Here is a 21,035-nt window from a genome sequence, read left to right as displayed (position 1 = left end):
AATGAGTCGCTCTTCCACGCCGGGCTATCCGGCCGGACGTCACAGCGCCCCGCACGGTAACCGTGCGCGGTCGTTCGACTACCCGGAGGACGAGGCCCGCGACGAGGAGACCTACGACCCGGCGCTGCTCGCCAACCCCGGGCACGGGGGGGTCGGGGTATTCCAGGCGCCCCGCCCGGCCGGCCGTGGCACACCCCCGGTCGAGCCGGTCTCCGCCGCGCCGATGCTGGTCGGCGACGGCACCGACATCGACTCGCCGTTCCTCGACCTGTTCGGCGGCCCGCACCCGGGCGCCGCGCCGGCCGTGCCGCCGCCGGCCGTGCCGCGCCGTGGCGCCGGGCGGGAACAGGCGTCGATCCCGCACCAGCCCGTCGCGCCACCCACCCCCGTCTCCCCCGCGCCCGAGGCCACCGCCCCGCCCGCCATCGAGACGAACCGGCTGGCGGCCATCGAGCCGCCCCCGGCCGTCGACCCGTCGACCCGTACCCGGGTGCCCCACCAGCCCGCGGCCCGGTTGCCGGTGACGCGGCCGCCCGCCGAGCCGGAGCCGACCCCGGAGCGGGCGGTGGAGGCGCCGCCGCAGCGGTCGCCGCGCCGACCCCGGACCGAGCCCTTCCCGCGCCGGGACACGACCGGGACCGCCGGGCGGGTGACCCCCGAACGCGGCGCCGAGCGCGTGGCCCCCCGCCCGCTCCCGGAGCCGGTGGCGGCACCGGCGGAGCCCGGGCCCGCCGACCCCTTCCCGCCGGACATCGCCGAGGCGTACGCCGCCGAGCCGTACGTCCACCCGGAAGCCGAGCCGGTGACCCCGGCCGCGCCGCCCCGCCGGGTGGTCGCCGAGACGGGCGCCCGCGCGCTGACCGGGACGGGATCGCAGGAGCTCGCGGAGCCCGCCTCCCGGGAGCTGGCCGAGCCGCGGCAGCGCGCCGCGGCCACCCGGAGCGCCGCCAACAAGCCGGTCCGGGTCCGCCCCCCGAAGATCAAGTTCGGTGACCGGGACCCCTCGGTCGACCTGGCCATCACCGAGATCGCCGGGCACCTGACCTTCACCCCCAACACCGTCACCGCCTGGTACTGGCTGCCCGAGGTGCGCTGGGCGTTCCGCCCCGACGCCGAACGTGAGGCGCTGCTCGCGGCGATCTCCGAGCAGTACGCCGGCCTGGCCGGCTTCCGGCTCCACCTGCGCCGCACCACCCGGCCCTTCCCCGCCGACGAGTGGGCCCGCACCATCGACGCGCACACCGTGTCGCCGCTGCCCGACGTCCCCGGCACGGCCGGCTGGGCCGACCACCTGGTCGCCGCGCAGCGGCACCTGATGGCGGTCAACCACGCCGAGGGGCAGACCTACCTGGGCGTCACTTTCGCCCGCCGCTCACTCGGCGACTCGCTCACCGAACGGCTGCTGCGCGCCTTCGGCCGGGGCACCGCCGACGGCGAACGCCGCAAGCTGGGCCGTACCGTCGAGCAGTTCGACGAGGTGCTCGGCGCCTTCGGCATGCGCGGCCGGCGGGTCAGCTCCCAGGAACTGGAGTGGCTGCTCTACCGCTCGGTGGCGCTCTGCATGGCGCCGCCCGGCGCACTCTCCCCGATCACCAACGGGCGGTGGGAACGTGGCGACCTGCTCGCCCTCACCGAACAGGTCGAGCGCTACCGCACCCCGTACGGCTCGACGGTCAAGCTGGTCAACCGGATGACCGGCGAAGAGCGGCACGTCGCCGTGCTCGCCGTCGGCCGGATGGAACCGCTGGAGATCCCCGAGCGGCACGAGCCCTGGCTGCACTTCCACGAGCGGCTGCCCTGGCCGATGGAGATCTCCACCCGGGTGGACATCCTCGGATCCGGCGACTCCTTCCGGAACCTCGAACACCGGCTGCGGATGATCCGCTCCCAGCAGCTCGACTACGCCGAGCACGGCATCGACGCCCCGCCCGAGCTGGAACGGCTGGCCAAGCGGGCCCTGGTGATCGGCGACGAGATGACCACCGGCCTGCCGGTGGACTCCGCCCGCGCACACGGCTGGCACCGGATCGCCGTCGGTGGCCGGACCCGCGAGGAGTGCCTGGAACGGGCCCGCCGGCTCATTCAGCTCTACTCGCGCGAGCTGCGCATCTCGCTTCAGCACCCGAAGAACCAGGACTGGCTGGCCCGCGAGTTCATCCCCGGTGAGCCGATCGCCAACACCGGTTACGTCCGGCGGATGCCGGTCAACCTGCTCGCCGCCGCGCTGCCGCAGGCCGCCTCCACCGTCGGCGACCGGCGCGGCGACCTGATCGGCCGTACCGCCGGGACCTGCCGCCGGCCGGTCTTCCTCGACCTGCACTTCCCGATGGAGGTCCGGGAGCGCTCCGGCCTCGCGGTCTTCGTCGCCGAGCCGGGCGGTGGCAAGTCCACCCTGCTGGGCGCCCTGGGCTACCTGGCCGCCCGGCGCGGCGTCCAGGTGACCATGCTCGACCCGTCCGGCCCGCTGGCCCGGCTCTGCGCGATGCCCGAGCTGAAGCCGTACTCCCGGGTGCTCAACCTGACCGGCTCCGAGCCGGGGACGCTGGCGCCCTACTCGCTCATCCCGACCCCGCTGCGCAGCGAGTTCAGCACCGGGGCGGCGGGCGACCGGGAGTTCGAGATCGCGGTCTCCAACGCCCGCGCCGAACGCCGCATGCTGGTGCAGGACATCTGCATGATGCTCGTACCGCCGCAGGTGGCCCGCGAGGCGTCCACTGCGACGCTGTTCCGGCACGCCGTACGTCAGGTGCCCGCCGAGGAGACGTCCACCCTGGACGACGTGGTGACCTGCCTGCAGGGGCTGGACGACGACGCCGGCCGGGAACTGGCCAACCTGCTGCTGGACACCGCCGAGATGCCACTGGCGATGCTCTTCTTCGGCCGCCCGCCGGAGGGGCTGCTCGGCGCCGACGCGGCGCTCACGGTGATCACCATGGCCGGCCTGCGCCTGCCAGACCTCAAGATCGAGCGCGAGTACTGGTCGGCCGAGGAGGCACTGGCCCTGCCGATGCTGCACACCGCGCACCGCCTCGCGGTCCGGCGCTGCTACGGCGGGTCGATGTCGTCCCGTAAGTTGGTCGGCCTGGACGAGGCGCACTTCATGGAGGGCTGGCGCTCCGGGCGCTCGTTCCTGGTCCGGCTCGCCCGGGACTCCCGGAAGTGGAACCTCGCCGCCCTGGTCGCGTCGCAGAACCCGAAGGACATCCTCGGCCTCGACGTGCAGAACCTCGTCTCCACCGTCTTCGTCGGCCGGATCGCCGAGGACACCGAGATCGCCTCCGAGGCGCTGCGACTGCTCCGGGTGCCGGTCGACGACGGCTACGAGGCGACACTGGCCTCACTGTCCGCCGTGGACACCACCTCGGCCGCCCGGCTCGGGTTCCGCGAGTTCGTCATGCGCGACGTGGACGGCCGGGTGCAGAAGGTCCGGGTGGACGTGTCGTACGTCGAGGGGCTGTTGGAGCACCTGGACACCACCCCCGCCGCCCAGGTGGCCGGGCAGCTGCCGACCGTCCTGGCTGATCTGGAGGCGTGACATGGCGCGGGCCCGGGCACGGATCACGGCGCTCCTCCTCGCGCTCGGCGTACTCGCCGGTGCCACGATCGCCTGGCCGGTGGTCGCGGCCACACCGGCGTACGCCGCCCCGCCCGCGGCCCAGGCCGCCGCCGACCTGTGTACAACCAAGGAGTGGCAGGCCGACTTCCGTGCCTGCGTCGCGAAGCTGAAGCAGGTCAGCGAGACCGAGGTCGACTGCCGGAAGCCCCCGGTCCCTTCCACGCCGGACTCGGGCCTCGCCGGTTGGTTCGCCTCCCGGCCGGACTCGGCCAAGCTTCCAGGCCCGAAGGGCCTCTACAGCGACTACGGCTACGGCGGATACAGCTTCAACACCTACGACGTCGAGGGCGGCTGCGCGTCCACGGTGCTCCACCCGGACTACAAGTTCACCACCACCGTGGCCAACGGCGAACTGATGATGGCCACCGCGATCGTGGGCGCCTCCAACGCCCTGCGCGAACGGGCCTGGGACCCACGCTCGATGTGGAACTGGGCCGACCCGCTGGTCGAGAAGGCGACGAAGGCCGTCTACCAGAAGGTCTTCAGCGTCTTCGGCATCATCACCCTCTGCGTGGTGGGCCTCTACCTGCTCTGGCGCTCCCGCCAGTCCGACATGAGCAACGCGATGACCACCGCCGGCTGGGCCCTGCTGGTGATGGTGGCGGTCACCGCGTTGGCCGCCTGGCCGGTGAAGTCGGCCAATCTCGCCGACGGCACGCTGATCACCTCCCTCGGGGTCGTGCACGATGCCGTCGGACCAGCTTCCAGGGACATCCCGGCCGATAGGTGTGTGCTTCCCAACCCGGACGCCTGTGTCGACAAGCGGCCGCCGGCCGTCCGCGCCAGCGACACCGCCACGGAGTCGATGCTCTACCGCAACTGGTTGCGCGGGGTGCTCGGCTCGGCGGACAGCGAGACCGCCAAGAGGTACGGCCCGGCGCTCTACGACGCCAAGTCGCTCTCCTGGGGCGAGGCGCAGTCGATTCGTGCCAATCCCGCCACTCGTGAAGTGGTCGTCAAGGCCAAGCAGCAGCAGTGGATGACGGTGGCGCAGCAGATCAAGTCGGAGGACCCGGAGGCGTACGAATACCTCACCGGCGCCCGGGACATGGACCGGATCGGCTCCGGCTTCATCGCGGTGCTCGCCTCGCTGCTCTTCGCGATGTTCGATCTCACCGCGTCGGTGCTGGTGCTGCTCGGCTTCCTGATCTTCCGGTGGGCGGTGATCGCGGCCCCGATCCTCGGCACGGTCGGCCTGTTGCGGCCAGCCAGCGCCGGGCTGCGCCGGCTCGCCAACGCGGTGGTCGCCGCCGTCTTCAACATCGCCATCTTCGGCACCGGTGCGGCGATCTACCTGTTCGCGGTGGACCTCATCATGAGTACGCCCACCCTTCCGGGTTGGCTGCAGGTAGTGCTGGTCTGGCTCTGCGGCGTGGTCGGCTGGCTGCTGCTGCGCCCGTACCGACGGATCACCCAGCTCGGCGGCAAGGACAGCAGCGAGGCGGTCAGCTCGGCGGGATCGTGGCACCGCCGGTTCTTCCGGGACATGCGGATCGCCGCCCGGCTGGACGTGGTCGAGCCCGGCGGCACCGCCGAGCCGGCCATCGCGAAGCGACGCGGGGTCGCGTTGGAGCCGTCCAGCCTGCGCCCTGAGGCGCGCCGTGAGGACCCGGCCCACTCGACGATCAGCACCCCGAAGCAACGGGAGCGGCCGGACGGCCGGGAGCCCGGCGACGAGACGGGGACGACAGCGCCGCAGCGGGACGCCGGACGGTCCGCCACCCCGCCCCGCCCGCGTCGCCGGCAGCCAGCCAGTTGGACGGAGCCGGACGTGCCGGAGGAGGCGCCGAGCTTCGCGGTCTACCGACCCGACTCGGCCGAACGGGCACCGGCCAGGCCGAGCCCGCGGGTGCGCTCCGAGGCCCGGTGACGGCGATGCGACGGGCGCTGGAGTTCCTGCTCACCCAGGTCCTGCGGTCCAGGATCGGGATCGGCCTCGGGATCGCCATGCTGGTCCTCGTGGTGATCGGCGGAGCCCGGCTGGTGGCCGGGCCGGTCGATTCCGCCAGCGGGCTCAGCAGTCGACCCCGCGAGCCGATCACCACCGTCGATCCCGAGGAGGGTGACGACGGGGTGATCGGCACCGCCGCCCCGCAGTCGCCTCGCACCCGGCCGGGTGAGCTGAACCCCGAGCAGACCGCTTCGCGGTTCACCGCCGCGTGGCTCGCCGGTCCCACCGAGACAGCGGACCAGTGGCAGGCGAAGCTGCGCCCGCTGTCCACACCCGCGCTCACCGAGAAGCTGGCCGGCGTGGACCCGTCCGGTGTGCCGGCGGAGAAGGTCACCGGCACGCCCACCCTCCAGCCACGCACGGAGGTCTTCACGCAGGTGCTGGTCCCGCTGGAGACCGGCCGTCTCCGGCTGGACCTGGTGGCGCCGGAGGGGCGCTGGCTGGTGGACGCCGTGGACTGGGAGCGGGAATGAGCGCCGAACTGTCAGGTCAGCCGACCCGTCGGCGACTGCGGATCGGCGTCGTGGCCGCCGTGCTCACCTCGTTCCTCGCCCTGCTCTGCTGCGGTGGCGGCACCGCCGCCTTCTTCCTCACCAACCTGGGCGGCGACGACGGGCAGAGCCTGGTGACCGCCGCGCAGGAGTGCGTCGACAACCACCGGGTCACCGTGAACGGCCGGCTGCCGCGGATGTCCGACTACGGCCAGACGCAGATGCGCAACGCCGCCGTCATCATCAAGGTCGGCCAGGACATGAAGGTGCCGCCACGCGGCTGGGTGATCGCGGTCGCCACCGCGATGCAGGAGTCGGCCCTGCGAAACCTGGCGAACAGCACCGTCGCCGGATCCGGCTCGCTCTCCAACGAGGGCGTCGGCCGGGACCACGACTCGGTTGGGCTGTTCCAGCAGCGGGCCGGCTGGGGCAGCGTCGCGCAGCGGATGAGCCCGGACTACGCGGCCCGCAAATTCTACGAAAAGCTGCTCCAGGTCGACGGCTGGCAGCAGCTTCCACTGACCTGGGCGGCGCAAAAGGTCCAGGTCAGTGCCTACCCGGACGCGTACGCCAAGCACGAGGACATCGCGAGCCAGATCGTCAACGCGCTCGCCGGAGGCGCCGGCCGCACGGTGCAGATCGCGAATCGGATGCTCTGCGACCGGGCGTCGGCCAGGACGATCGCCGCCTCCGGCTGGACGGCACCGATCGCCGGCGGGGTGGGCTCCGGATTCCGCACGGCGAGCCGACCGCGTCACAACGGGGTGGACATCGGTGCCGAGAAGGGGATCGAGATCCACGCCGCCGCCACCGGACGGGTGCTCGTCGCCCGGTGCGACCCCGACCGGCTGGGCCGCCGCAACTGCGACGTGGACGGCTACCCGGGGAAGGGCGGCTGCGGCTGGTTCGTGGACATCCTGCACGCCGGCGGCTACATCACCCGCTACTGCCACATGGTGGTACGGCCGTTCGTGGTTCCCGGGCAGGAGGTGAAGGCCGGTGAGGTGATCGGAAAGGTCGGCAGCAGCGGCAACTCCTCCGGCCCGCACCTGCACTTCGAGGTACACCTGGACGGCGACCGGGGCTTCGCCGGCGCGACCAACCCGGTGCCGTTCATGCGGCAGCGGGGAGCGCCGCTGGACGGCACGGCATGAGGTTCACGCGACGATGAGCGGGCCACTTCCCGACCCCTTCGCCGGCCAGCCCGACTGGGCTCCGCTGCCGCCGCGTCCGATCGAGATCGTCCCCGCCACCGGCCGGGTCGAGCTGCGGGGCCGACGGGTCCTGGTCGGCCTCCCCGGCCTCGGCTGGCGGGGCGACCTGCGGGCCGACGAGCGGGTGGTGCAGGGCAGTCGCACCTACGTGCCGATCATCCCGGAGCACGAGTGGTACCGGGCGGAAGCCGACCAGGTGGAGGTCTTCGCCCCGCTGATCCCGGTGGAGCGGGTCTGGGTCGAGACGCTCGGCGGTCGGCCCACGCCCGGAGCCGCCGGTCACGACCATGGGCTCCGCCTCGTCTCGTTGGATGCCCCGACACACCCGGCGCCGGTTCCGATCTTCGAGGCCGGTGCGGTCAGCGGCCGGCGGGTGGTACACGTCGAGGACTCCGTCGAGCGCCGGGACCTGCGCGCGGTCACGGAAACCTACTCCGGCGCGGAGGGCGACATCTGCGTCCGGGTCACCCCGGAGCTGGAGTGGTACCGATGGGCCTGGCGTGGGCAGGCACCGACCACTCTGGAGGTGCCGGTCCACCTGCTCTGGATCGAGTAAGGACGGTCAGGAGCGCTTCGCTGCACATATCCGCCAGCCGTCTTCACGTCGTGCCTCAAACCGCCACTGCTGACGATCGCTCTGCGAAATCCCGTCCACGAGGGCCGAGAGTATGAGGTCAACTTCGACGTTGGCCCGGTCACCCTGCTGCTGAACGTTCAGGTTCTCCCAGCTCGTCGAGATCGTCGTGCCGAAGCGGCGTTCCCGCGCTACGAGGTCGTCGCGTAGGAGCCGTAGATCCTCGATTGCGGCACCGTCTTGGCAGGCGAATTCGCTTGCCCTCGTGTCGTTGCGGTCCGCGAGGAATGCCTGAATGTAACTGGCCACAACCACGTCCGGAGTGCTGCGGTCGGGCGTCGTCACACGATCGTAAAGCACGACGCTGATCACTGCTCCGCTAGCACAAAGCACCGTGAGTACCACCGCGACCACGGTGAGGACGGTGCGCAGCCGGCGGCGGGGCCGCTCGGGCGCCGGGGCGGGCGCGACGGGCGGCGCCAGATTGTCCGGCGGGGTCCGCTGCGCCGGTACGCGGGACACCTGGGAACCGGCGGGGGGCTGCACTGATTCCACCCTCTGAGGCTATCGGCTGAGCGCCTCGTACCCAATGCCCCAGATGCTGCGGATCGTGACCCGACAACCCCGAGAGGTGAGAGTTCGGCACCATTTGCCACAAGACCGGCGCAGCGCCGTCGCGCTTCCCCGGCGCACGGCTCCGGCTGGGATACGGTCTGTGCTCGGGGAGGTTTCCAACCTCGGAAAGAGGGGTGGACGCGGTGGCCGGTCCGAAGGCTCGCACCAACCGCGCCGCCGCCCTGCACCGGCGGGCCGCCGCCACCGCCGCCGCGGCGGCCGGCGTCCTCGACGAGACCCGACCAGCCCCCGCCGACCAGCGCCGGCAGTACGAGTTGGCGGACCGCCTGCGCGGCGCCGCCGCGCTGCTGGCCCCGGGCTGGGCCGGGGCGCCGCTGGACACCCTGACTCCGGAGACCCCGGCCGGTGAGGACACGCCGCCCTTCATCCGGATCGGCACGGCGGCCCCGCTGGACGACGCCCGCTTCCCCGCGCTGGTGCCGTTGCTCGGCACCGGTCACCTGACGCTCGACGTGGACGCCCGGGAGCCTCGGGCGGCGGGCCTGCTCCGGGCCGTGCTGCTGCGTCTGCTGGCCGCGACCCCGGCCGGCTGCCTGCTGGTCCGCGCGGTGGACGGCACCGGTCTGAGCGGCACCTTCGCGCCGTTCGCGGCGCTTGCCGACGCCGGGCTGCTACCCCCACCGGCCGTCGACGTGGCGGGGCTACGGGCCGTGCTCACCGAGGCCGAGCAGTGGGTCTCGCCGGGCAGTGGCCGGCCGCGCCGGCACGATCGGACGATGCTGCTGGTGATCGCGGGCCTGCCCGAGCTGGCCGGGCCGAGCGACCTGGAGCGGATCGAGGCGCTGGCGGAACGGGGCCGACCGGCCGGGCTGCACCTGGTGGTGGCCGGCTGGCCCCCGGTCAACGCCCACCCGACGCCGCCGCTCAACGCCCACCCGGCGCCGCCGGCCAGCACCCATCTGCCGCTGTCACAGGGGAACGCCCGCCGGCCGCTGCCGCAGGCCACGCCGGTGGAACTGCGCACGGCGTACGCGCTGCTCGGTGACCCGCCCGGCAGCCCGTTCAGCGGGCCGGGGGCGGAGTCCCCGGGCGGTCTGAACTCGCCGGTCTTCGTGGACGAGGATCCCGGGCCGGAGCTGGTCGAGCGGGTCTGCCGCCGGCTGGCCGCCCAGGTGGAGGCGGGGTCTCGGCTCAGCCTGACCGAGCTGCTGCCGCCGGACGGTGAGGAGCTCTGGTCGGCCACCTCCACCGACGGGCTCTCCACCACGGTGGGTGACGCCAACGGCCGGCCGGTCACCGTCGGCTTCACCGAGTTGACCCCGCACTGGCTGGTCAGCGGTCGGTCGGACGCCGGCCGGTCCACCTTCCTCACCAACGCCCTGCTCGGCCTGGCCGCCCGGTACGGCCCGGACGAGCTGGTCCTGCACCTGGTGGATCTCGGCGAGGGTGAGTCCTTCGTGGAGTTCCTCCAGACCGAACGGGACCGTTCCTGGGTGCCGCAGGTACGCGCGGCGGCGATGGCCGCCGACCCGGAGTACGTGCGGGACCTCTTCGAGCAGCTGACCGCGGAGGTCCGCCGGCGGGAGAAGGCGGGTGCCCGGGCGGGTGGCCAGCGCTTCGCCGAGCTGCGGCAACACCAGCCGCTGCCCCGGATCGTCTGTGTGATCGACAACTTCCCGCTGCTGCTGGCCGACCGGGATCCGGCCGCCGTCGAGGTGCTGGCGGGCCTCGACGGGCTGGCCCGCGCCGGCCGCGCGTACGGCATCCATCTCGTCCTGGCGGGCGCGGGCGACCTGGGCATCGGTGCCGGGCCGGCGCCGCGCGACTCGGTGCTGGGTCAGTTCCCGGTGCGGGTCGCGCTCTCCGGCGGCGGGACGGTGCTGATGCCGACCAACGACGCGGCGGCCGGACTGTCGGTGGGCAGCGCGGTGGTCAACACCGCCGGTGGGCTCGGTGGGCCGCGCGGCGCCACCCGCGGTCACGAGCGGCTGGTCCGCTTCCCCGACCCGCTCGACGAGCCGGAGACGGTGGAACGGCTACGGCACCGGCTCTGGGAGGCGCGCCCGCAGGGCACACCTGCCCCGGTGGTCTTCGCCGGCTGGGCCCGCCCGCTGCTGCGCAACGACCCCCGGCTGCGCGCCGCCGTCGCGGGCCGGGCCGGCGGGCCCGCGGCGCTGCTCGGTCGGGCGGTGGACGTGTTCCGGACGACGGTGGCGGTGCCGCTCGGCCCGGCGGCGGGGCGCAACCTGGCCGTGCTCGGCCCGGGCGTGGAGCCGGCCCGGCTGCTGGCCACCGCGGCGCGCAGCCTCGCGGCGCACCATCCGCCCGGTACGGCCCGGTTCGTGCTGGCGCCGCTGGCGGAGGGTTCCGCGCCGCTGGCCGCCGGGCTGGCGGCTGAGCTGGGCGAACGGCAGCGGGTGGACACGGTCGACGGTCCGGGGTTGCTGGCGACGCTGGACGACGACGAGCCGGCGTACCTGGTGGTGTTCGGGGTGGACGTGCCGCCGGCCGGGGAGCTGCCGGTGGAGCGGCTGCGCGCGCTCTTGCGGGAGGGGCCACCGGCCGGGCGGCACCTGCTCGGCTGGTGGCGGACGGCACCGCCGTTCGCGGCGTTGCTGGAGCCGGACGGCGAGGTGGGCAAGCTGGCGGCGGTCGCCGTGGTGGACATGCCCGGGGCGCAGCTGACAACCGTCTTCGGCCGCCCGGTGCAGTGGCGGCCGCGACCGGGGCGGGCGGTGCTCTGGGACGGCCCGGGTGACCAGGGCACGGTGCTGGTGCCGTTCGCCGACGGGGAGGAGCCGGCATGAGCCTCGACGACGTGACCACGGTGGCGCCGGTGCGGCAGCGGGTCGGCGACGAGCCCGTCCCGCCGGTGGCCGCCGCCTGGACGGACTATCTCGCCGCCGCCCGCCAGCTCGACGGGGTACGCCGGAGCGCGGCGACCGCCGCCGCCGAGCAGGCCCGGGTGGTGGAGGAGGCCCGCGGCGAGCTGGCGGAGGTGCACGCCCGGTTGGCGCCGCAGCAGGCACAGCTACGGGAATTGGGCGTACCGGTGATCTCGCTGACCCCGACGCCGCCGGAGCTGACCGAGGCGACCCGGACGATGGTGGGTGGGCCGACGGCCGTGCTGACGGCGCTGCGGGCGGCCCGGGGCTGGGCGGACGCCGCCGACGGCGCGCTCACCTCCGGCGGCACGCTGCGCCCGGCGGCCTGGCCGCCTCGGCTGCGCAACCTGCTGGTGTACGGCCCGCTGGCGCTGGTCGTACCGGTGATCCAGCTGGTCATGCTGCTGACCGTCGGGGCGGGCGCGGCGACCGTGGCGGCGCTGCTGGTCGGGTTGCCGATGCCGGTGGTGGCGTTCGTCGCCGGCTGGGTCGGCGTGGGCCGGCTCTTCGGGGCCGGTGCGGGTGACCGGGTGGATCGCACCCCCCGGCTGGGCGCGCTGGTCTGCCTGGTCCCGGCGGTGGCGGTGACGGCCGCGATCGTGCTGGCGCTGCTCGCGGGCTGATTCACCGGAGACGCAACGGCCGCGGCGCCCCGGTTGTGGGGAGGCCGCGGCCGGTCGGATCGTTGCGGTCAGCGGGAGTTGATCAACGCCATCGCCTCGGCCCGGGACTTCGCGTCGTGCTGGAGCACGCCGCGGACGGCCGAGGTGATGGTCTTCGCGCCGCTCTTCTGGATGCCGCGCATCGCCATGCACATGTGCTCGCACTCGAGTATCACGACGACGCCCCGCGCCTGCAGCTTGCTCATCAGCAGGTCGGCGATCTGCGAGGTGAGCCGCTCCTGCACCTGGGGGCGGCGGGCGAAGACCTCGACCAGCCGGGCCAGCTTGGACAGGCCGGTGATCCGCCCGTCCTGGCCGGGGATGTAGCCGATGTGCGCGCTGCCCCGGAACGGGAGCAGGTGGTGCTCGCAGAGGCTCATCACGTCGATGTCCCGGACGAGCACCAGTTCCTCGTGGTTGGCCTCGAAGGTGGTGCTGAGCACCTGGGCCGGGTCGACCCGGAGGCCGGCGAAGAGTTCGGCGTACGCCCGGGCGACCCGGGCCGGGGTCTGCTGGAGGCCGTCCCGGTCGGGGTCCTCCCCCACCGCGATGAGGATCTCCCGGACGGCCTTCTCGATCCGACCGAGGTCCATGGCCTCCTCGACCGGGCGGCCGGTGAGCCTGCCGCTGATCAGCCGGGCGGCCACGTAGTCGAGGGTCTCGTCGCCGTCGGGTTCGGTCGACGAGGCGGCCAGCCCCGAATGGTCGGGGCTGGCCGCGGCGTCCGTGTTCAGTGGGTACCGTCCGAGTTGTTCGAGCCGGCGACGGAGACCCCGTCGGCCTGCGCCTGCGCCTTGAGCTTCTCCTTCTCGGCCGGCGTGAGCACCGGCGGCTCGGTGGAGGGCTGACGCTTGCCGAAGGCGTTGTAGGGGGCCATCGGCGGGCGCTTCACCACCCGCGAGCAGATCCGGGCCATGTCGGCGGTGGAGAGGGTTTCCTTCTCCATCAGCTCGAGGACCATGCTGTCCAGGACGTCCCGGTATTCCACCAGGATCTCCCAGGCCTCGTCGTGGGCCAGCTCGATCAGCGCCCGCATCTCGCCGTCGATCTCTGCGGCCACCGAATCGGAGTAGTCCCGCTCATGGCCCATGTTGCGGCCGAGGAACGGCTCGTCGCCGCTGGTGCCGTACTTGATCGCGCCGAGCTTGGAGCTCATGCCGTACTGGGTGATCATCGCGCGGGCCAACTGGGTGGCCTTCTCGATGTCGTTGCCGGCGCCGGTGGTGGGCTCGTGGAAGACGAGCTCCTCCGCGGCCCGGCCACCCAGCGCGTACGCCAGGGTGTCGATCATCTCGGCCCGGGTCTGGGTGTACTTGTCCTCGGTCGGCAGGACCAGGGTGTGACCCAGCGAGCGACCGCGGGACAGGATCGTCACCTTGTGCACCGGTGCCGCGTGCGGCAACGCCCAGGCGACCAGCGCGTGTCCACCCTCGTGGTACGCGGTGATCTTCTTCTCGTTGTCGCCCATCACCCGGGTCCGACGCTGCGGACCGGCGATCACCCGGTCGATCGACTCCTCCAGGGAGTCGTTGCTGATCGCCCGCTGGTCCTTGCGGGCGGTGAGCAGCGCCGACTCGTTGATCACGTTCGCCAGGTCGGCGCCGCTGAAGCCCGGGGTACGCCGGGCCACCGCGTCGAGGTCGACGTCGGGGGCGAACGGCTTGCCCTTGGCGTGCACCCGCAGGATGGCCTTGCGGCCCTCCATGTCGGGGGCGTCCACCGGGATCTGCCGGTCGAAGCGGCCCGGGCGCAGCAGCGCCGGGTCGAGGATGTCCGGCCGGTTGGTGGCGGCGATCAGGATGACCCCGCCCTTGGTGTCGAAGCCGTCCATCTCGACGAGCAGCTGGTTGAGGGTCTGCTCGCGCTCGTCGTGGCCGCCGCCCATGCCGGCGCCACGGTGCCGGCCGACGGCGTCGATCTCGTCGACGAAGACGATCGCCGGGGCGTTCGCCTTGGCCTGCTCGAAGAGGTCGCGGACCCGGCTGGCGCCGACGCCGACGAACATCTCCACGAAGTCGGAACCGGAGATCGAGTAGAACGGCACCCCGGCCTCGCCGGCGACCGCGCGGGCCAACAGCGTCTTACCGGTACCGGGCGGGCCGAAGAGCAGCACGCCCTTGGGGATCTTGGCGCCCAGGGCCTGGTACTTGGCCGGGTTCTGGAGGAAGTCCTTGATCTCGTGGAGCTCCTCGACGGCCTCATCGGCCCCGGCCACGTCGCCGAAGGTGGTCTTCGGCGTGTCCTTGGTGATCATCTTCGCCTTGGACTTGCCGAAGTTGAGCACCCGGGAGCCGCCGCCCTGCATCTGCGACATGAAGAACAGCAGCAGGAGCACCAGCAGGGCGATCGGGAGCAGGTTGACCAGCAGGCTCACCCAGACGCTGTCGGACGACACCTTGGCGTCGGCCGGGCCGGTGACCCGGTTGGCCGCCTTGGCCGCGAGGACGTCGTTCCAGACCTGGTCGCCGGCCTCGTACGGGAACTGGGCCTCGATGCGGTCGGTGGTGGTGTCGCCGAACTTGGTCTTCTGGTCCAGGTTGAGCTGGAGCGTCTGCTCCTTGTCCTGGAAGACGACCTTATCGATCTTGGCAGTGTGCAGTTGGTCGAGCGCAACGGAAGTGTCCACCCGGTGGTAGCTGGGACCAGCGGTGAACAGCTGACTGAGCACAACGGCGCCGAGGATGACCAGGATGATCCAGACCACCGGTCGGCGGAAGAAACGCGTACGTTCCATGCTGTTGTCGAGCGCCGAGACGCCCGCATCCTCCTGATCGACGTCCTGACCGTCTGAATGGTGTCACCGCCTGCGGCGGCGCCGGAGCCGCCGTGCGGGCCGGCCTCGACCCCGGGCGCGCCAACTGCCGCGCCACGGTCATTCGACGGTACACCTTGCGCGCGAGGAGTGAGCTTGCGAGCCCAGCACTTACGCGGACGGCGAACCGGGGTTTCAGCCGGCGTGGCGGGGAGCTCCGACCCGACCACCCGACCGCCCGGTCACGCGGGTCGAGGGGCCGGACGCGGAGGAAACCTCCACGCCACCGACACCTACCGTAGTCGGATTCGCTGAGAGCCCGCTGAACGTCGGCTCGATGGACGCCGATACGAGCAGCTCTCGGCTCTGCCGGGCCGGGTCAGGCGCGGGCGTAGACCTCGGGCTTGAGCACCCCGACGTACGGCAGCTCGCGGTAGCGCTCGCCGAAGTCGAGGCCGTAGCCGACCACGAACTCGGTCGGGATGTCGAAGCCGACGTACTTCACCGAGACCGGGACCTTGACCGCCTCGGGCTTGCGGAACAGCGCGACGACCTCGACGCTGGCCGCCGAGCGGGACTCCAGGTAGCGCAGCAGCCAGGACAGCGTCAGGCCGGAGTCGACGATGTCCTCGACCACCACGACGTGCCGGCCGGCGATGTCACGGTCCAGGTCCTTGAGGATGCGGACCACGCCCGAGGAGGTGGTGCCCTGGCCGTACGAGGAGATGGCCATGAAGTCCAGCTCGGCCGGGGGGCCCTGCCGGCCCAGCGCGCGGGCGAAGTCGGCCATGAACATGACCGCGCCCTTGAGCACGCAGACGAGCAGCAGTCCGTCCTCGACGTGCGCGTAGTCCGCCGAGACCTGCTTGGCCAGTTCCGCGGTCTTCTCGCGGATCTGCGCCTCGGAGATGATCACGTGATCGATGTCGGCGTCGTACCAGGAGCCGTCAGCCATGACTCCTAGCCTGCCGTACGCCGGATGGCCTTCGTCGGCGGGGCCGCCCCTTTTGCCGCTGTCCCGCGCCGGATTTTTCCGGCCATCCGGACCAATCGCCTCAGCAGGTGCCGGACTGCCAGCGGCGGCCGTCGTCGCTCGGCTTCCAGTCGGCGGAATCGTGGGTGTCGGTGGTGAGGCCGGCCGCCGAGGCGACGGCCAGGCCGAGGAGGAAGAGAAGGAAGAGCAGGAACTCCATGGCGGCGCTCGCTTTCACATGGTCTGAGTGGTTTTCGCCGCCGGTGCGCACCGGACAGCACCCAGTTTCCGCCGAGCCAGGAGTGCCGGACAGTGGCAGAGATGCCATTGCCCATCGATTTACTGCCAACCTGTCGGTTACCCTCGTCACATGCTGCGCTCGGTCGCCGTCGTCGCCCTCGACCAGATCGCCCCCTTCGAACTCGGGGTGCTCGCCGAGGTGTTCGGCACCGACCGCACCGCCGACGGTTTCCCCGGCTACCGCTTCGCGGTGTGCAGCGTGGACGGCGCGCCGGTGCGGACCGCCGCCGGCTTCGGGCTGACCCCGCACGCCGACCTCGCCCCGATCGAGGAGGCCGACCTGGTCGCCGTACCGGCGCACGGCCAGGGCGGTGCGGTCCCGCCGCCGGTGCTCGACGCGCTGCGCCGGGCCGCCGACCGGGGCGCATGGCTGCTCAGCGTCTGCTCGGGGGCGTTCCTGCTCGGCGCGGCCGGGCTGCTCGACGACCGGGAGTGCACCACCCACTGGCGGTACGTCGACGAGCTGCAACGCCGCCACCCCCGGGCCCGGGTCCGCTGCGACTCGCTCTACGTCGCCGACGGGCGGGTGCTCACCAGCGCCGGCACCGCCGCCGGCATCGACGCCTGCCTGCACCTGGTCCGCCAGGAGCACGGCTCGGCCGTCGCCACCCGGCTGGCCCGCCGGATGGTCGTCCCGCCCCACCGCGACGGCGGCCAGTCCCAGTACGTCGAGGCGCCGATCCCCGCCACGCCCGAGGCGCCCACCCTCGAACCGGTGCTCAGCTGGCTGATCGGGCGGCTGGACCGGCCGACCACGGTGGACGAGCTGGCCGGCCGGGCCGGCATGTCGCCGCGCACCTTCGCCCGCCGGTTCCGCGCGGAGACCGGCACCACCCCGCACGACTGGCTGACCAATCAGCGGGTGCTGCTGGCCCGCCGGCTGCTGGAGGAGACCCGGCTCAGCGTGGAGGAGGTCGCCGACCGGGTCGGGTTCGGCGACGCCGCGGCCCTGCGCCACCACTTCACCCGCCGGGTGGGCACCACCCCGCACGCCTACCGCACGACCTTCCGGGACCGGGTCGCCGCGGGCTGATCACCAGCCGAGCGCCGCGCCGTCGACCCGGGACTCGGTGCCCGCCGCGTAGCCGCCCGACTCCAGGCGCCAGATCGCCTGGCCGTACCCGAAGACCGACGGCTCCTCGGCGACGGCGACCTGGTGGCCCCGGGCGCGCAACCCGTCGACCAGGCCGGGCACCGCCGCCAGTGCCGGCTCCACCAGCAGGGTCCGGCCGGCGTGCCAGTACCAGCGGGGCGCGTCCAGCGCCGCCTGCGGGTCGAGGCCGTCGTCCAGGGCGGCCGAGATCAGCTGGACGTGCCCCTGCGGCTGCATGTGCCCACCCATCACCCCGAACGGCCCGACCGGGGCGCCGTCGCGGGTCAGGAAGCCCGGGATGATGGTGTGGAACGGCCGCTTGCCCGGCGCCACCACGTTCGGGTGGTCCGGGTCGAGACGGAAGCCGAGACCCCGGTTCTGCAACGCGAAGCCGTGCCCGGGGAGCACCACGTGCGAGCCGAAGGCCAGGTAGGTCGATTGGATCAGGCTGACCATCATCCCGCCCGCGTCGGCCGCGCAGAGGTAGACCGTGCCGCCCCGCTCGGGGTCGCCGGCCACCGGGTCGCCGGCGTGGTCGGTGAGCAGCGCCCGGCGGGCCGCCGCGTAGCCGGGGTCGAGCAGGGCGGCGGTCGGCACCGGCGCCCGCTCCGGGTCCGCCACGTGGGCGTGCGCGTCGGCGAAGCCGAGCTTCACCGCCTCCACCCGGCGGTGCAGCCGCTCCTCCGGGTCCAGCCCGGCCAGGTCGACGCCGTCGAGCAGCTGCAGCGCGAGCAGCGCGGCGATCCCCTGCCCGGGCGGCGGCAGCTCCCAGACCTCGTGCCCGCGGTAGCGCACGCTCACCGGCTCCACCCAGGCCGAGGTGTGCCGGGCCAGATCCGCACCGGTGATCAGGCCGCCGGTGCGGGCGGCGTGCGCGTCCAACGCCTCGGCGACCGAGCCGGAGTAGAAGTCCTCCGCCCCGGTCTCGGCGATCCGGCGCAGGGTGCGGGCCGCGTCCGGGTTGCGCCACCGCTCGCCGGGGCGCGGCGCCCGGCCGCCGACGGTGAAGACCCGGTCGAACTCGGCGTACTCCTCGCCGACCAGGCCGGCGTGCCCGGCCACCGCGCGAGCCCAGCTCGCGGCGGTGCCGGCGGCGACCGGGAAGCCCTGCTCGGCGTAGCCGACCGCGTCGGTGAAGAGGTCGGCGAAGGGCAACGAGCCGAACCGGTCGTGCAGGTCCCGCCAGCCGGCCGGCGCGCCCGGCACGGTCACCGGCAGCCAGCCCCGGGCCGGCATCGCCGGGCCGCGCGCCTGGGCGCCGCCGAGCGCCTCCGCCGGCTCGCCGCTGCGCCCCCCCGTCGCGGTCAGCACCACCTCCCGGGTGAGCGCCGCCGGGGACCGGCCGGCGGCGTTCAGCCCGTGCAGCCGCTCGCCGTCCCAGACGATCGCGAACAGGTCGCCGCCGATGTCGTTCGAGGGCGGTTGGAGCACGGTCAGCGCGATCGCCGTGGCCAGCGCCGCGTCGACGGCGTTGCCGCCGCGCCGCAGCACGGCCAGGCCCGCGGCGGCCGCGAGCGGCTGGCTGGTCGTGACCGCACCGTGCGGAGCGAAGAGCGGCTGTCGGGGGTACGCCATCGGTCATGTCTACCGCCTCCGGCGGCTCCCGGGGAGGGGCCGGCCCGCCGGGTGTCCGACTCACTCTCGGCACGCTTTGCTCTGCTGCAGCCACGGCAACAGTCGGCCGTGCCCGGTGTTGCCTCCACCGCAGCAGAGCAAAGCGTGCGACGGGGTGACCCAAATCCGCCGTTGATGGTGCCCTCAGTGTGGGTAGACGGGCCTCAGCGAGCCCTCGCGGCGGACCACCCGGATCGCACCGGGCAGGTGCACCGCACCCTGCCCTCGCCACCCGGTGACCAGAGCATCCAATGCCGCGACGTGCCGGTGCGACAGGGCGGCCGGCGGGGCGCCCAGCTCCCGTGCCCAGGCGTGCAGCACCCGGGTGCGCACCGCGGCGGGCAGATCCGACAGCGCGGCGACCAGGAGTCCACCCCCGACCGCACGCACCCCGGCCGGGGTGGCCCCGCCTCCACCGGCGTCGACCGTCGGGCCGGCAGCGACGGCGGGTGGGCCGGCGAGCGCGGCGCACGCGAGGTCGTCCAGCGCGGCGGTGTCGGCGGCCACGAGCCGGGCCGTCCGGGCCAGGTTGTCCAGCACGCCCGGCCCGAGCGTGCGCACCAGCACCGGCAGCACGTCGCCACGCACCCGCGCCCGGGCGTACGCCGGGTCGACGTTGTGCGGGTCCTCCCACGGGGTCAACCCGAGCGCGGCGCACGCCTTGCGGGTCTGTTCCCGGGTGACCTCCAGCAGCGGACGCAGCAGCGGCACCCCGTCCCGCTCCCGGCGCGGCGGCATCCCGGCCAGCCCGCGCGGGCCAGCGCCCCGGGCCAGCGCGAGCAGCACCGTCTCGGCCTGGTCGTCGCGGGTGTGGCCGAGCAGCACCGCGGCGGCCCCGTGGTGCCGGGCGGCGGCGGTGAGCGCGGTGTAGCGGGCCTCGCGGGCGGCCGCCTCCGGGCCGCCGGGACGACCGGCGACCGTCACGGCCACCGCGTCGACCGGGTCCAGCCCCTGCTCACGGGCCCACCGGGCGACCGCCTCGGCCCGCTCGGCCGACCCGGCCTGCAGGCCGTGGTCGACGGTGACCAGGCCGGCGCGGCGCCCCGACCGGGGGGCCACGAAGGCGGTGGCAGCGGCGAGGGCGAGCGAGTCCGCCCCGCCCGAGCAGGCCACCAGCACCGGGCCCGCGCCGCCGGGCAGCCCGGCCAGCGCGCGGCGGACCGCGATCCGGATCGCGGCGACCGGCGGTGCGAGCGCGGCCACGGGCGTACGGTCAGCCGGCGGTCGGGGTGGTGGCGGCCGGGCCGTGCACCCGGGCCACCCAGGCGTCCGGGTCGCCCAGTTCGTCGAGCCGGGGCAGGGTCAGCGGCGAACCGAAGATCTTGTTGAAGCCGTCCATGCCGACCCGCTCGACGACCCCGTGCACGAACTTGCGGCCCTCGGCGTACTGGCGCATCTTGACGTCCACGCCGAGCAGCCGGCGAATCGCCTTCTCCAGCGGGTTGCCCGACTCACGGCGCCGGTTGAACGCCGCCCGGATTCGCTCCACGCTCGGGATGACCTGCGGCCCGACCCCGTCCATCACGAACTCGGCGTGCCCCTCCAGCAGGGTCATCAGCGCGGTGAGCCGGTCCAGCACGGCCCGCTGGGCCGGGGTCTGCACGATGTCCAGCACGCTGGCGCGGCTCTCCGGGTCCTTGACCGCGTCGGAGAGCGTGGCCACCCCGCGACGCAGCCGCTCGACCAGGTGCTCGCTGCCCTGCGAGGCGTCCACGAACGCCTGCACCTCACCCAGGAAGTACGCCCGCATCCACGGCACGGAGGTGAACTGGGTCCGGTGGGTGACCTCGTGCAGGCAGACCCAGAGCCGGAAGTCGCGCGGGTTCGCCTCCAGCTTCCGCTCCACCTCGACGATGTTCGGCGCGACCAGCAGCAGCTGGCCCGGGTCGGCGGAGAAGACCTCGTACTGGCCCAGGACCCGGCCGGAGAGGTACGCCAGCACGGTGCCGGCCTGCACCCCGGTCAGTCGCGAGCCGACCGCCTCGGTGAGCGGGCCGGGCCGCTTGTCGCCGGTGAGCCGGTCGACCAGCGGGGTGATCACCTCACGCAGCCCGGCGATGTTGGCGGCCGCCCAGTCCCGGCGGTCCACCACCCGCACCGGCGGGTGGGTCACCTGGGACCGCAGCCCGGTGTAGTCGGCAACGTGCCCGGCCGCTTCCTCGGTGAGCTGCCGCAGGTCGCCGACCACCTCGGTGGCCTCCGCGTACGACACCCGAGGCCCCGACTTGCTCAAGGCCCCCGCGGTGGCGGCGGCCAGATCCCAGTCCACGAACTGCGCCATGCACCCACCGTACCCGCGCCGGAACACCCCGGCCCGGCCCGCAGCGACGGGCG

16 protein-coding genes are annotated in these 21,035 nt (G+C 73.6%); 8 read left to right on the top strand and 8 right to left on the bottom strand.

Annotated elements, in window-relative coordinates; genetic code table 11:
- Position 1: 1 nt before the first annotated feature.
- Genes AC5RWQ_RS13600 through AC5RWQ_RS13580 form a run of 5 tightly spaced genes read left to right on the top strand, consistent with a single transcriptional unit; the run spans position 2 to position 7,828 of the window.
- A complete protein-coding gene (locus AC5RWQ_RS13600) occupies positions 2 to 3,535 on the top strand; it encodes an ATP-binding protein (protein ID WP_494283082.1) in 3,534 nt (1,177 codons plus the stop codon).
- A 1-nt stretch (position 3,536) separates the two neighbouring features.
- Positions 3,537 to 5,486 (top strand): MFS transporter, encoded by a 1,950-nt coding sequence (locus AC5RWQ_RS13595; protein WP_494283081.1) that lies wholly within the window; start codon positions 3,537 to 3,539, stop codon positions 5,484 to 5,486.
- Positions 5,483 to 6,040, top strand: coding sequence for a hypothetical protein (locus AC5RWQ_RS13590; protein ID WP_494283080.1), 558 nt, complete (start codon positions 5,483 to 5,485; stop codon positions 6,038 to 6,040). Before AC5RWQ_RS13595 ends, AC5RWQ_RS13590 begins: the two co-directional genes overlap by 4 nt.
- Positions 6,037 to 7,212, top strand: coding sequence for a M23 family metallopeptidase (locus AC5RWQ_RS13585; RefSeq protein ID WP_494283079.1), 1,176 nt, complete (start codon positions 6,037 to 6,039; stop codon positions 7,210 to 7,212). Before AC5RWQ_RS13590 ends, AC5RWQ_RS13585 begins: the two co-directional genes overlap by 4 nt.
- A gap of 13 nt (positions 7,213 to 7,225) precedes the next feature.
- Positions 7,226 to 7,828 (top strand): hypothetical protein, encoded by a 603-nt coding sequence (locus AC5RWQ_RS13580; protein ID WP_494283078.1) that lies wholly within the window; start codon positions 7,226 to 7,228, stop codon positions 7,826 to 7,828.
- A gap of 6 nt (positions 7,829 to 7,834) precedes the next feature.
- Here AC5RWQ_RS13580 and AC5RWQ_RS13575 read toward each other — a convergent pair whose 3' ends face one another.
- Positions 7,835 to 8,401, bottom strand: coding sequence for a hypothetical protein (locus AC5RWQ_RS13575; RefSeq protein WP_494283077.1), 567 nt, complete (start codon positions 8,399 to 8,401; stop codon positions 7,835 to 7,837).
- Positions 8,402 to 8,595: 194 nt separating this feature from the next.
- Here AC5RWQ_RS13575 and AC5RWQ_RS13570 point away from each other — a divergent pair, with 194 nt between their 5' ends.
- Positions 8,596 to 11,229 carry an FtsK/SpoIIIE domain-containing protein gene (locus AC5RWQ_RS13570; protein WP_494283076.1) on the top strand — a complete coding sequence of 878 codons (2,634 nt, stop codon included), beginning with the start codon at positions 8,596 to 8,598 and terminating at the stop codon, positions 11,227 to 11,229.
- Positions 11,226 to 11,930 (top strand): hypothetical protein, encoded by a 705-nt coding sequence (locus AC5RWQ_RS13565; RefSeq protein WP_494283075.1) that lies wholly within the window; start codon positions 11,226 to 11,228, stop codon positions 11,928 to 11,930. Before AC5RWQ_RS13570 ends, AC5RWQ_RS13565 begins: the two co-directional genes overlap by 4 nt.
- A gap of 68 nt (positions 11,931 to 11,998) precedes the next feature.
- Here AC5RWQ_RS13565 and folE read toward each other — a convergent pair whose 3' ends face one another.
- The 4 genes from folE to AC5RWQ_RS13545 all read right to left on the bottom strand — a co-directional run bounded on the left by folE (position 11,999) and on the right by AC5RWQ_RS13545 (position 15,914).
- Positions 11,999 to 12,664 (bottom strand): GTP cyclohydrolase I FolE, encoded by a 666-nt coding sequence (gene folE, locus AC5RWQ_RS13560; RefSeq protein ID WP_494283205.1) that lies wholly within the window; start codon positions 12,662 to 12,664, stop codon positions 11,999 to 12,001.
- 35 nt (positions 12,665 to 12,699) lie between these two features.
- Positions 12,700 to 14,703: an ATP-dependent zinc metalloprotease FtsH gene (gene ftsH, locus AC5RWQ_RS13555; protein ID WP_334484111.1), complete on the bottom strand. Its 2,004-nt coding sequence runs from the start codon at positions 14,701 to 14,703 to the stop codon at positions 12,700 to 12,702.
- Between the two features lie 397 nt (positions 14,704 to 15,100).
- Positions 15,101 to 15,676, bottom strand: a complete 576-nt coding sequence (gene hpt / locus AC5RWQ_RS13550) for a hypoxanthine phosphoribosyltransferase (protein WP_334484113.1) — start codon at positions 15,674 to 15,676, stop codon at positions 15,101 to 15,103.
- A gap of 100 nt (positions 15,677 to 15,776) precedes the next feature.
- On the bottom strand, positions 15,777 to 15,914 hold the full coding sequence (locus AC5RWQ_RS13545; RefSeq protein ID WP_334484115.1) for a hypothetical protein: 138 nt from the start codon (positions 15,912 to 15,914) through the stop codon (positions 15,777 to 15,779).
- Between the two features lie 150 nt (positions 15,915 to 16,064).
- Here AC5RWQ_RS13545 and AC5RWQ_RS13540 point away from each other — a divergent pair, with 150 nt between their 5' ends.
- On the top strand, positions 16,065 to 17,027 hold the full coding sequence (locus AC5RWQ_RS13540) for a GlxA family transcriptional regulator (protein WP_494283074.1): 963 nt from the start codon (positions 16,065 to 16,067) through the stop codon (positions 17,025 to 17,027).
- On the opposite strand, the gene AC5RWQ_RS13535 is transcribed toward AC5RWQ_RS13540, so the two are convergent.
- The 3 genes from AC5RWQ_RS13535 to AC5RWQ_RS13525 all read right to left on the bottom strand — a co-directional run bounded on the left by AC5RWQ_RS13535 (position 17,028) and on the right by AC5RWQ_RS13525 (position 20,982).
- Entirely contained in the window at positions 17,028 to 18,662 is a 1,635-nt protein-coding gene (locus AC5RWQ_RS13535; RefSeq protein ID WP_494283073.1) for a gamma-glutamyltransferase family protein, read from the bottom strand.
- A gap of 183 nt (positions 18,663 to 18,845) precedes the next feature.
- Positions 18,846 to 19,904 (bottom strand): tRNA lysidine(34) synthetase TilS, encoded by a 1,059-nt coding sequence (tilS, locus tag AC5RWQ_RS13530; RefSeq protein ID WP_494283072.1) that lies wholly within the window; start codon positions 19,902 to 19,904, stop codon positions 18,846 to 18,848.
- 10 nt (positions 19,905 to 19,914) lie between these two features.
- Positions 19,915 to 20,982: a zinc-dependent metalloprotease gene (locus tag AC5RWQ_RS13525; protein ID WP_494283071.1), complete on the bottom strand. Its 1,068-nt coding sequence runs from the start codon at positions 20,980 to 20,982 to the stop codon at positions 19,915 to 19,917.
- Positions 20,983 to 21,035 lie beyond the last annotated feature (53 nt).

The sequence above is a fragment of the Micromonospora sp. BS32 genome (assembly GCF_059089345.1).
Note: the sequence above shows the minus strand (reverse complement) of the source record. Positions and strands in the feature narration are given on the sequence as shown.

Excerpts from the sequence above, each read along its gene's own strand:
- AC5RWQ_RS13600 (WP_494283082.1), top strand. The coding sequence starts at position 2 with ATGAGTCGCTCTTCCACGCCGGGCTATCCGGCCGGACGTCACAGCGCC.
- AC5RWQ_RS13595 (WP_494283081.1), top strand. The coding sequence starts at position 3,537 with ATGGCGCGGGCCCGGGCACGGATCACGGCGCTCCTCCTCGCGCTCGGC.
- AC5RWQ_RS13585 (WP_494283079.1), top strand. The coding sequence starts at position 6,037 with ATGAGCGCCGAACTGTCAGGTCAGCCGACCCGTCGGCGACTGCGGATC.
- AC5RWQ_RS13580 (WP_494283078.1), top strand. The coding sequence starts at position 7,226 with ATGAGCGGGCCACTTCCCGACCCCTTCGCCGGCCAGCCCGACTGGGCT.
- AC5RWQ_RS13565 (WP_494283075.1), top strand. The coding sequence starts at position 11,226 with ATGAGCCTCGACGACGTGACCACGGTGGCGCCGGTGCGGCAGCGGGTC.
- ftsH (WP_334484111.1), bottom strand. The coding sequence starts at position 14,703 with ATGGAACGTACGCGTTTCTTCCGCCGACCGGTGGTCTGGATCATCCTG.
- hpt (WP_334484113.1), bottom strand. The coding sequence starts at position 15,676 with ATGGCTGACGGCTCCTGGTACGACGCCGACATCGATCACGTGATCATC.
- AC5RWQ_RS13545 (WP_334484115.1), bottom strand. The coding sequence starts at position 15,914 with ATGGAGTTCCTGCTCTTCCTTCTCTTCCTCCTCGGCCTGGCCGTCGCC.
- AC5RWQ_RS13540 (WP_494283074.1), top strand. The coding sequence starts at position 16,065 with ATGCTGCGCTCGGTCGCCGTCGTCGCCCTCGACCAGATCGCCCCCTTC.
- AC5RWQ_RS13535 (WP_494283073.1), bottom strand. The coding sequence starts at position 18,662 with ATGGCGTACCCCCGACAGCCGCTCTTCGCTCCGCACGGTGCGGTCACG.
- AC5RWQ_RS13525 (WP_494283071.1), bottom strand. The coding sequence starts at position 20,982 with ATGGCGCAGTTCGTGGACTGGGATCTGGCCGCCGCCACCGCGGGGGCC.